Annotated in this window: 18 protein-coding genes and 1 tRNA gene; all 19 read right to left on the bottom strand. The window is 67.4% G+C overall.

Annotated elements, in window-relative coordinates; translation table 11 throughout:
* Nucleotide 1: 1 nt before the first annotated feature.
* Nucleotides 2-1471 carry a hypothetical protein gene (locus Q4A22_RS11190; RefSeq protein WP_368410637.1) on the bottom strand — a complete coding sequence of 490 codons (1470 nt, stop codon included), beginning with the start codon at nt 1469-1471 and terminating at the stop codon, nt 2-4.
* Entirely contained in the window at nt 1468-1824 is a 357-nt protein-coding gene (locus Q4A22_RS11185; protein ID WP_303179503.1) for a hypothetical protein, read from the bottom strand. The genes Q4A22_RS11190 and Q4A22_RS11185 overlap by 4 nt, the downstream gene beginning before the upstream one ends.
* 151 nt (nt 1825-1975) lie before the next feature.
* Complete coding sequence (locus tag Q4A22_RS11180) at nt 1976-2386, bottom strand: hypothetical protein (RefSeq protein ID WP_303179502.1); 411 nt, start codon at nt 2384-2386, stop codon at nt 1976-1978.
* On the bottom strand, nt 2383-2589 hold the full coding sequence (locus Q4A22_RS11175) for a hypothetical protein (RefSeq protein ID WP_303179501.1): 207 nt from the start codon (nt 2587-2589) through the stop codon (nt 2383-2385). Before Q4A22_RS11175 ends, Q4A22_RS11180 begins: the two co-directional genes overlap by 4 nt.
* Entirely contained in the window at nt 2586-2891 is a 306-nt protein-coding gene (locus Q4A22_RS11170) for a hypothetical protein (protein ID WP_303179500.1), read from the bottom strand. Before Q4A22_RS11170 ends, Q4A22_RS11175 begins: the two co-directional genes overlap by 4 nt.
* A 25-nt stretch (nt 2892-2916) precedes the next feature.
* Nucleotides 2917-3243 carry an HNH endonuclease gene (locus tag Q4A22_RS11165; RefSeq protein ID WP_303179499.1) on the bottom strand — a complete coding sequence of 109 codons (327 nt, stop codon included), beginning with the start codon at nt 3241-3243 and terminating at the stop codon, nt 2917-2919.
* Nucleotides 3244-3464: 221 nt separating this feature from the next.
* Nucleotides 3465-3538: transfer RNA gene (locus Q4A22_RS11160), tRNA-Leu, on the bottom strand.
* 259 nt (nt 3539-3797) lie between these two features.
* Nucleotides 3798-4409 carry a hypothetical protein gene (locus tag Q4A22_RS11155; RefSeq protein WP_303179498.1) on the bottom strand — a complete coding sequence of 204 codons (612 nt, stop codon included), beginning with the start codon at nt 4407-4409 and terminating at the stop codon, nt 3798-3800.
* Nucleotides 4410-4856: 447 nt separating this feature from the next.
* Complete coding sequence (locus Q4A22_RS11150) at nt 4857-5366, bottom strand: ImmA/IrrE family metallo-endopeptidase (RefSeq protein WP_303179496.1); 510 nt, start codon at nt 5364-5366, stop codon at nt 4857-4859.
* Nucleotides 5367-5371: 5 nt separating this feature from the next.
* Nucleotides 5372-5611, bottom strand: a complete 240-nt coding sequence (locus tag Q4A22_RS11145) for a hypothetical protein (protein ID WP_303179494.1) — start codon at nt 5609-5611, stop codon at nt 5372-5374.
* A complete protein-coding gene (locus tag Q4A22_RS11140) occupies nt 5608-6063 on the bottom strand; it encodes a hypothetical protein (protein ID WP_303179493.1) in 456 nt (151 codons plus the stop codon). The genes Q4A22_RS11145 and Q4A22_RS11140 overlap by 4 nt, the downstream gene beginning before the upstream one ends.
* A complete protein-coding gene (locus tag Q4A22_RS11135; protein ID WP_303179491.1) occupies nt 6060-6374 on the bottom strand; it encodes a hypothetical protein in 315 nt (104 codons plus the stop codon). The genes Q4A22_RS11140 and Q4A22_RS11135 overlap by 4 nt, the downstream gene beginning before the upstream one ends.
* A gap of 310 nt (nt 6375-6684) precedes the next feature.
* The gene (locus tag Q4A22_RS11130; RefSeq protein WP_303179489.1) at nt 6685-7014 is read right to left on the bottom strand and encodes a hypothetical protein; all 330 of its coding nucleotides are present in this window, start codon (nt 7012-7014) and stop codon (nt 6685-6687) included.
* A complete protein-coding gene (locus tag Q4A22_RS11125) occupies nt 7011-7136 on the bottom strand; it encodes a hypothetical protein (RefSeq protein WP_303179487.1) in 126 nt (41 codons plus the stop codon). Before Q4A22_RS11125 ends, Q4A22_RS11130 begins: the two co-directional genes overlap by 4 nt.
* Nucleotides 7130-7465: a hypothetical protein gene (locus Q4A22_RS11120; protein WP_303179485.1), complete on the bottom strand. Its 336-nt coding sequence runs from the start codon at nt 7463-7465 to the stop codon at nt 7130-7132. Before Q4A22_RS11120 ends, Q4A22_RS11125 begins: the two co-directional genes overlap by 7 nt.
* Nucleotides 7462-7629 (bottom strand): hypothetical protein, encoded by a 168-nt coding sequence (locus Q4A22_RS11115; RefSeq protein WP_303179483.1) that lies wholly within the window; start codon nt 7627-7629, stop codon nt 7462-7464. The genes Q4A22_RS11120 and Q4A22_RS11115 overlap by 4 nt, the downstream gene beginning before the upstream one ends.
* Nucleotides 7626-7823, bottom strand: coding sequence for a hypothetical protein (locus Q4A22_RS11110; RefSeq protein WP_303179481.1), 198 nt, complete (start codon nt 7821-7823; stop codon nt 7626-7628). Before Q4A22_RS11110 ends, Q4A22_RS11115 begins: the two co-directional genes overlap by 4 nt.
* The gene (locus Q4A22_RS11105; RefSeq protein WP_303179479.1) at nt 7817-8230 is read right to left on the bottom strand and encodes a RusA family crossover junction endodeoxyribonuclease; all 414 of its coding nucleotides are present in this window, start codon (nt 8228-8230) and stop codon (nt 7817-7819) included. Before Q4A22_RS11105 ends, Q4A22_RS11110 begins: the two co-directional genes overlap by 7 nt.
* Nucleotides 8223-8879 carry a hypothetical protein gene (locus Q4A22_RS11100; RefSeq protein ID WP_303179477.1) on the bottom strand — a complete coding sequence of 219 codons (657 nt, stop codon included), beginning with the start codon at nt 8877-8879 and terminating at the stop codon, nt 8223-8225. The genes Q4A22_RS11105 and Q4A22_RS11100 overlap by 8 nt, the downstream gene beginning before the upstream one ends.
* Nucleotides 8880-9086: the final 207 nt, after the last annotated feature.

The following is a 9086-nucleotide window of genomic DNA, read 5'->3' as shown; positions in this document are numbered from 1 at the left end:
GTCAGAACACCATCAGCCCGTGCGACTCGTACGCCGAGGACTCCGTCTCAGAAACTTCCATCGAGTGCGCGAACACGAACCACGCCATCGACACCGCCACCAGTGGGGCGATGTCCACCGGGGACTTCCGCCGGTCGAACATGAACAGGCCGTCGCCGGTGAGTCGCGTCTGCGCGGCCTTCGCGGCGATGTCCAGGACCGGCTGCGGCAGGTGCTCCACGAGCCCGTCTCGGACCGCGGAGAAGAACTCCATGGCCGAGCCGGTCACGTCCGAGCCCTGGCACCGGTACACCGGGATGCCGCGCTCCTCGAATAGGTCAATCAGGCCCGTTGCCGGGGCACCCTTGCCCTGGATCACGACCTTCGACGCGCCGATCGCGTCCCAGCGGGCGTTCACCCACGGCACGACCCATGCGTCGCCCTCGCGCATCGCGATGACCTCCACATGGGTGCGGCCCGAGGCGTTCGCGCCCACCGCGGTCACGTAGGACATGGCCCGGTCGATGGAGGTGTCCACGGCCAGCACGATCTCCGAGTCGGCGGCGATGCTGGATGCCGGGTTCTCCCCGGACTCCCACACGCCCTCCTTCCACGGCCCGCCCTCCAGGGCGTTCACCCACTGGCACAGGTTCTCCGTGCGCCAGGCGACCTCCGTGGACGTCTCGTAGGCCACGCGCAGCGCGTCCAGGCTCAGCCCGTACCCGAGCGACGGGTTCGCCTTCGCCCAGTTCAAGGGGTTGCCGGTGTCGTCGTCCTCCGCCGCGGACCACTCGCAGATCAGGGTCTGCGTGTCCGGGTCGTCCAAGGACTCGATGGCGCGGCGCCGCAGGTCCCGCAGGACCACCGACCGGGAGTCCCCGGCGTTCGACACCCCGAGCACCAGCGCGTCCTCCTGCGCGAGCGTCGTGTTCGAGATCGCGTTCCACGAGTCCCAGGACAGGTGCTCGCGCAGCTCGTCCATCAGGACCAGCGGGGAGGACTTGCCTCGCCCGCCGCCACGGTTCGCCGCGGCCACCGCCCACCGGGACCCGTTGTCCAGCTTCATCGCGTTCCGCCCGGCGCCCAGCCAGGTCTTCGCGACCAGCGGCGGGTCCGAGTCCACGGACTCCAGCAGCTCCAGGCCCTGATTCCAAGTCTCCTGCGAGGTGTCCAGGTTCTGCGCGGTCGACAGGACCGGCTCGCCCTCCTTGAGCACGAGCATGAAGTACAGGGCCAGGACAATCATCACCGCGGACTTGCCGTTCTGGCGGGCCACCAGCAGCAGCACCACACGGAACCGCAGGCGGCCGTCCGGCCGGAGCTCCAGCGCCCGCTTCAGGAAGTGCTCCTGCCACGGGCGGCCCTGCCACCCGAACAGGTCACGGGCGAACTCCAGGCAGTCGAACCCCAACGTCGTCTCGGGGGTCAACTCGCGCAGCGGCTTCGTCTCGATCCGCGGCGCCGTGTGGCCCTTGAGGTCCGAGAGCATCACGCGCCCTTGGAGGCCTTGGCCCGTTTCCGGTACTTGTCCAGAGTCGACGCCGTCGCACTGGTGGGCTTGCCCGTGTCCAGCTGCCCGCGGGCATCCGGGGCGCCACCCAAGGCGCGCAGGGTGTTCAGCAGGTGCGGGCCCAGGTACAGGGCCTTCGTGACCTCCTGCCCCTCACCTGTGGCCAGGGCCTCGTCGATCCGCGCCGCGTACGTGCGCGCCAACGTGATCGCGCCGTCGTCGGCGTCCGTGATCCAGTCCATGGCCTTGATCGACGCCTCCACCGCGTCCGTGAGGGTCGCGTGGAGCACCGTGCCCGACTGGGCGCCGCCCGTGATGCTGACGAGATCGTTCATGGGCTGGTCCTCCGTCCTGGGGTGGGCCTCACGCGATGGGTACTACCCCTCAGTGAGTGAAGGATGACTACCGGCGGCCACGCGAGGGCCCGTTCGGTGCTCAACATTTGCGCCACCCCCTGGGGTGGGTGCGGCCCGTACCGGGGGGCTATCACCCCAGGGGGTCGAGTCCGAGGTGCTCGGTGACGGCGCGCCGTACGTCGGCGTGGGTCACTCCGATGCCGAAGGGGATGCTTCCGGCGGGCCGTGGGGTCTCGGTGGTGATGGGCACGTGGATGGTGCCGAGGTCTTCGTGGGTGTCGAAGGCGCGCATGGCGATGACCATGGGCAGGTGACCGACGATGGCCGGTGTTGCCTCGTGCTCGTCGGTGGTGTCCTCGTGCGCGGGTGCTGCGGCCTCATGCTCGTCGTGCTCGGTGCGGGCTCGTCTCAGGTCGTCGGCTGCTTGCCCGAGGGACGCGGCGAGCTCGGCGCTGACCTTGTCGTGGGTTGCCTTGAGCTCGGTCTTGAGCTTGGCCCAGTTCGCCGCGAGGTCCGTGGTCGGGTCCGGTCGTGCGGTCATGCCGTGGTCCTCCCGTGCGTGGTGGTGTGCTGGCGGCCGTGGGGGTTCAGGCCCTCTCCGTCAGCGATGAGGCCGCGGTCCCGGAGGAGCTGCTCCATGTCCCGCATGGACGTGCCCGCGGGGGCGAACACCGCGGTGCCGAAGGTTTGCGCGTGGGCCTCGTCGTGGCGCAGCATGCCGCTGCCGTGAGGTGCCGTGGTCATGCAGTTACCTCCTCGTCATGGAAGAGGATGCGGATGATCGCTTCTCCCGTGGCCTCAGCCGCCCGTGCGTGGTCGACGACGATGGCGCTTCCGTCCGGCGTGGCGTACAAGGGGATCGTGTCCTGCCCGAGGGACTGGGGGTCGCCATCGCCGATCTGTACAAGGAGGGTGACAGGTACGGTGCCGAGGGCGTCCTCTTGCGCTTGGGCGGCGGCGTCCCGTTGCGCAGATCGCGCAGTGCTGTCCAAGACGCGCAACAGGTCGCGCCGTCGCTTCTCGTCGATGCCCGGGTGCTCGGTCATGGTGGGTGCTCCTCGTGGTGGTGGGTCAGGTGGCCAGGGCCTCCCAGTCGCAGGAGGTGGTGCCCAGCTCGGGGAGGGTCATGCTGTTCCCACGGGAGAGGTTGCACCCGGCATGCGCGGGGCGCATGTTCTCCTGGTCCGCGGCGTGGTCCGGGTGGGTGGACACCGGGAACATGTGGTCGACCTGGAGGGAGTCGGGGGAGTACGGGTCCGTGGTGTCGTAGTCGATGGCCTGCCCGCACAGCCAGCACGGGGGCTGGTCCCGCTTGCACTTCTCCCGGTAGTCGTTGACGGCGTCGCGTACCGCCCGGGTCTTGCGGAGGGTGCTGGACCGTGAACCTTGAGCTGGCATGCCGTCCCCCTTGTGGTGCGCCCCTCGCGCTGGGGTGCCCTCATCGGGTTTTGGTAGAGGAGTCCCGGTCATGGGGTCCCATCGGTCCGGGTGCTGGATGGGCTGGCCCGGTGCCGTTGACGCGAGGGTGGGTGGGTGGCGGTGCAGGTGCGCCTGGCCACCCAGGGGCGGCGTCGTGGGCATCCTTGCCCCTCGAGAGACGGAGGGGTGAACACCACCAGTAGCGGCCGTGGGGGTCGAACCCACACTGTCCGGGGCTTGATGCCGGTGCCTCTGCCTGTTGGGCTAGGCCGCTGCGCACCGCCAGGAGACGGCGGCAAGGCGGCATCACCTGGGTGATGCTGCGTACGGCAGCCAGGACTCGAACCTGGGGCAGCACCCGAGGTGCCTGGGATCCAACTCCCTGCCGTGGCCCGGAGGCCGGAGTGGTGTGGGTGAGCGCGACCCCCCAATGACTTTTCCTCGCGCTCACCTGCACCTCGGCCCGTGGGCCGTTTTCGGGCGCGTGGTAGCGCCTTCGTGTCCCAGCGTACCAGGAGTGACCCTAGTTATGGTCACTCGGCGCTGACTGTTTCGGCGGGGGTGCGCACCAGCCCTCGCAGGTGGTGGATTGCTTGGCCCTCCCAGGTGGTGCCGCACACCGCGCAGGCCACGTGGGCGGGCTCGGTGTACGCGGTGAGGGCGTGGTTGTACGTGTGCTCCCCAGTCTCGGAGTCGGTGTTCATGACGTGGGTGCACTGGCACGACGGGCAGGTGCCCATGATGTCGATGCGCTTCACGGGGTGGATGGCGCGGGTGATCTGCTCGGCCCACGCGAGGCACTGGTCCGTGAGGCGGGCGTTCTCCGGGTCGTGCTCGGCCCAGGCGCGCAGCTTGAAGCCGAGGGGTACGGCCTGGGTGACGGGGCGCCCGGCGCCCGGCCAGCCCTGGTTCACGGTGGTGGTGATCTCGTTGAGTAGGTCCAGGGCGCGCAGGTTGATCGGGGGCTTCGACCCGCCGCCCGCACCGCTGCGCTCCTGGCCGCCGTGGCCGGTGCCGCGCACGAGCATGCGCAGCTGCTCGAGGAGGGGGAGGGCGTCTGCGTACTGGGCGGGGTGCTCGGTGCCGGGGATGCGGACTTTGTGGGTGCGGGTGAGTTGGTGGACGGTCTCAGCGAGGAGGGTCATGTGAAATTCCTTTGTTTCGCCTGGGGGGTATGCCAGAAGACACACTGACCTTATCAGAGAAACAAGGTTTTATAACTCGCTACCAGAGTAAACGCCAACAATAGGACCATCCCCAAAAAAATGACACAGTTATCGAGAACAACACAGAACCTATACCAGTGAGGGTGGTCCTTGATCATGTTCGAAACACGAGTTTCGGGGTTTGCTCGAGATGGGTACCGATCATGCGCACAGGATACGAAGTAGTTCATAAATATTCTGCGCCGGGTCAAATGGATAAATGCGTGCGAGGGATTATCCACAGAGGGCAGGAGATCTGACCCGGCGGCACCTACCTCCCCGGGTGAACTCTTGACCTCCCGGGCTACGGCAGGAGGGCAGAGAGTCTGCGGCTCGTCCGAGGGTTGCCCATCACGCTTAGGATCAGATGACACTACCAAGCACCACCTATCCGCCTATTTTGAGATGTTGCTTGCGGAGTTGAACCGCTTGCAAAGAAACGTCGAAATAATTAGTGAGCGCGAAATCTGTCAAGCCCTCTTGGCACTTTTTGCGAAAGTGATCTTCTGGCATAAGGAGTGAGGCTGCGAACTCATTGGCATAGACCTCAATAGGCAGTCCGTGGCCTGCAGAACTTCTTGAGTCGACGTACCCTGTGCCGGGGGCGAGATTACTCTGCCGATCTACAAAGTGACCCAGCTCATGGGCGCACGAAAAACGGTAACGCTTGGGGGGTTGGTCGACATCTAAATAAATGTCAGCACCGTTAGATCCGCCGATGATCATGCCCCACGTCTCATCGCCAAGTTGAGCGCTAAAAACCGAGACACCCAGCTCTCGAGCGATCTGCACAGGGTCGATGGGGTACCCGCCAGCCCACGCTGACTCGAGGGCGTCCGCTGCGGCGTTACGAGCTTCCTGGCGAATCTTATCTGTGGTTGCTCCCTCGGTTGGCATGGACCTCACCTCCTATGGTTGAGCGAAGCGTTCGCTTCGCTGGTATGTCGACCTATGTATACCCGATGGGACTGAACATGTGGCACTGTTCCTCGACGATGACCGATCGTGGCGCCGGCGGCGGCCCTGGCTCTCGTCTCGGCGGCCTCGGCCTGGTACTTGGCGGCTTTCCGTTGCAAGTAGATGGTGAACCCCAGGAAGCAGACCGTGAGCACCTGGCAGATGATCGCGATGGTGATGATCACGCCCCTTCCTGGGTGCCGAGTGCGGCGTCAAGGATGGTGCGGGCGTCGTCGCGCCAGGAGTCGCGGACGTACTCCGGGAGCCGATCCCACTTGCTCTCGGTGTTCCTGAGCGAATCGCTGAGGAACAACGCCCGCGCCGCCCGTTCGGCCATGTCGTCGTCCACGGTGAGCCGTGCCCGCAGCCGCTCCACCTCGTCCAGCAGGTCCGCAAGGTCCTGGGGTGCGTGGGCGATCAGCTCGGCGTCGTTAGAGGACTCGATCTGCCCGTCCTCGTTAGTGACCGGCATGCAAGAATCAGGCCACTCCGAGGACTCGGGGTCAGGGACGCTCACGGCGCGCAGGTCGGCCTCGCCCCACCACTCCCACGGGCCGGGTGTCGCGTCCTCCACCCGCCCCCGTATCCCGGCCAGCCGTTCCGGTCTGAGCGGGGTCGTGCTCTCGTGCTTGCTCATGCTTCCTCCTTGGTGTACTCCCAGGCGACACAGTCGCCGCACCAGGTGATCGTGATGGGGCCGGAGCGGACGGGCTCCCCATCCGGACCGCAGATAACGGCGCAGTCCCCGTCCTCCATCCAAAACTTCATCCAGCAGTCGTCATGGGGTACGAACACGTCCGCGTCCGCGTCACCCCACGTCTCCATCTCCAACTCCGTGGGCGGGTACTGGTGGCAGGGTGAGGTGCGGTCCCCGGTGCAGGTGAACTGGGTGCTGATGCCGTACCCGGCGTCATGGACGTGGGTGATGTGGTGCAGGTGCTCGGTCATGTCGGTCTCGCTTTCGGTTGGTGTCCACCCGTGGGCGGGCGGTTGACGGTGGGCCCAGCGTGCGGCGACCTGGGCCAGGAGAACTCCGAGGGTCACGGGGTGGCCTCAACGGCGCACGTCGGGCAGAGGTCGCGGACGGGTGTGCCTGGTGAACACACCCACCCCATGTCCCGGTACTCGTCCAGGGACGGGGGTCTCCAGTGCCCAGAGCTGCCGTACGTGCCGCACTCGTCGCACCGCATGAACCAGATGGACCTGTGTGGTGGCGGGTCGCACAACGGGCGGGCGTGGATCTCGAAGCTACACTGCGTCATGGCTTCCTCCTGGGGTTGGGGTGGCAGTCCCACCAGTGGAGCGTCCCCGTGGCCGTGGGAACGCGGTAGTGCATCTTCTCGGTCTCGTGCGCGGCGATCCGGCGGCGGGCCTTGACGTCCCAGGCGGACACGGGCGCCCACTCGTAGCGCGGGCGCCACGAGTTCTTCGCGCCCTGGTACTGCTCCCGGTACTTCCACCAGCGGCCGCAGTCCGGGCACTCCCACAGGGTGCCGAGCGCGGAGAGAGGACGCGTGATCTCGTACGGGTTGTCCAGCGGCTCGCACTCGTGCCGGGGCGCGGGTCGGGGCGGCGGGAGGATCGTCATGCCCTCACCCCATCCCGCCAGTCGGTGTACAGGGACACACCCACCAGGACACCCACCATCACGGCCATGAGCACGCACACGGCCGCGCCGGTGAGGGCGTAGGCCAGGATCAAAGTCAGCATGAGGGCTCCTTCCGCATGCGGTGGGGCTTCGTGGGTGTGCGGTGAGCTTCGAGGTCCTTCACCGTCACCGGACGAGCCGGGTACGTGCCCCGGGTCGCGGCCCAGAAGAACACCGCCCGCGGCACTGCCCCGTCTCGTAGCCCCATGTCGAAGATCGTGAACCAGTGCACCGGATTGTCGTGCTTCCCGTGCACGAGGTCCCACGCTTCCGCCAGGGCACGCCGGTAGGTGAGTCGCCCCGTGCGGTAGCGGAACTCCTCCGTGTCGATCCAGAGCTTGTACCTCTCCGTGTCGATCCACGGCCTCGGGAATGGCCGGACGATGTTCATGGCTTCTCTTTCGTGTGGTGTCCGATCGCGTAGATCACGGCGCCGCCAACAGCGGCCGTGAGGTACCCGTAGTGCGTGTCGAGGTCGTGGCCCGGATAGATCCACAGGGAGACGATCGAGACGACGAACGTCGCCCCACCCGCGATCTCCATGAACCAGCTCATTGCTCCTCCTCCTTCGGTTCTTCGATCCACGTGTTCCAGGTGATGGGTGTATCCGCGCCCAGGTCGATCCCGTAGAGGGTGCCGTCCCGGTCCACGATGGACAGGTGCAGCCCTTCATCGGCCATGCGCTCCAGGTTCAGGATCCGCACGTCCTCGATCACGAGTTCGTCGTCCACCTCGTGACGGATCAGCATGAAGGGGCCTCCAGCTCGGTGATGGTGATGTGCGCCCCGGGCGGGGTGTCGGGTGTCGCCCAGCGTTTCCAGGCGTCCCAGTGCACGATCCGGGCGTCATCCCGGATGACCCCGGAGGCGGTGAGCGCGTCTCCCGCGGACCGCTGGAGCTTGTCAGCGTCCGGCGGGCCCGCGGGGTACGTCTTGAACTTCGTGGTGCGCGGTCTCGCCAGGTACACGGTCATGGCCACGGACACGGGCCCGTCGATGGGCGGGCGCCCCTGGTGCGCGGCCCGTGCCGCACCGGCGACGGCGGCACGCCAGGCCGGGAGGTCCTTCGACATCTCCACCATCACCCCCCGCCCCACATGGCGTTTCGAGCCCTGCGCCGCGGCCTTCCCCGGCACGAAGAACGACAGGTCACGCATCGTCGCCCCCGGGGTGCTCGGTGCACGCCTGGTCGAGTCGGGCCGCGAGGAACGGGAACGCTTTCCACACCTGGTTCTTCGCCGCCCCGTGCAACACGGTCTGCGGGCCGGGCACACGCCAGGCGTCCAGCACCGCCACCACGGAGGCAGGCAGGCCGGACGGGGCGGAGCCCGCCTTCGCGAGGGCGTCTTCCAAGACGGCGGCCGCCATGTTCCGGGCGTGCGCCGCGGGGGTGAGCCATCCGACCAGCGGGGCGTCACACTCGGCGCAGTAGCGGATGCGGTCGCGGGTCACGACGTCCTCGTGCTCGGCGTACGTGTCGAGCACGAGCTGCACCATCTCCGGGGTGACCACCGGGGCCGGCGGCTCCGGGTCCTGCGCGCCCTCGGTCAGCTCGTCCAGGTCGAGGAGCGCGGTCGCGCACCGGCCGTCGAGCATGGTCGCCGCGAGGCGCAGCACGTCCGCGGAAAGCAAGCACCCGTGGTCCTGCATGGAGATCAAGGTCGCCTGGCCGTCGAAGACGACGGTGCCGAGCACGTGGCCGCGCCCGTCCAGGCCGGTCATGAGGACCTTCGTGTCCTCGCCGTCCTCGATGGTCGTGAGGGTTGTGCCGGCGGTGGTGGTGCCGCTGATGATGTCGGGGTTCATGGGGACTCCTGGTGGTAAGTGACTCTAACTGTGGTCAGAATGGCCGGAGGTTGCCCGCTGGGCGTCTAGCAGGGCGGTTCGGGGGAGTAGTGCCCCCTGTGGTTCCGGATAGCCCTGTCGGCCGCCTGGAGGGCGTTGGCCCAGGTCCAGCACGCGGTGGTGAGCTGCCAGCCGATGCCCGGCTGGAACGCGAACACCTCCCACGCG

This window comes from Kocuria sp. (assembly GCF_030530945.1).
Taxonomy (GTDB): domain Bacteria; phylum Actinomycetota; class Actinomycetes; order Actinomycetales; family Micrococcaceae; genus Kocuria.
Note: the sequence above shows the minus strand (reverse complement) of the source record. Positions and strands in the feature narration are given on the sequence as shown.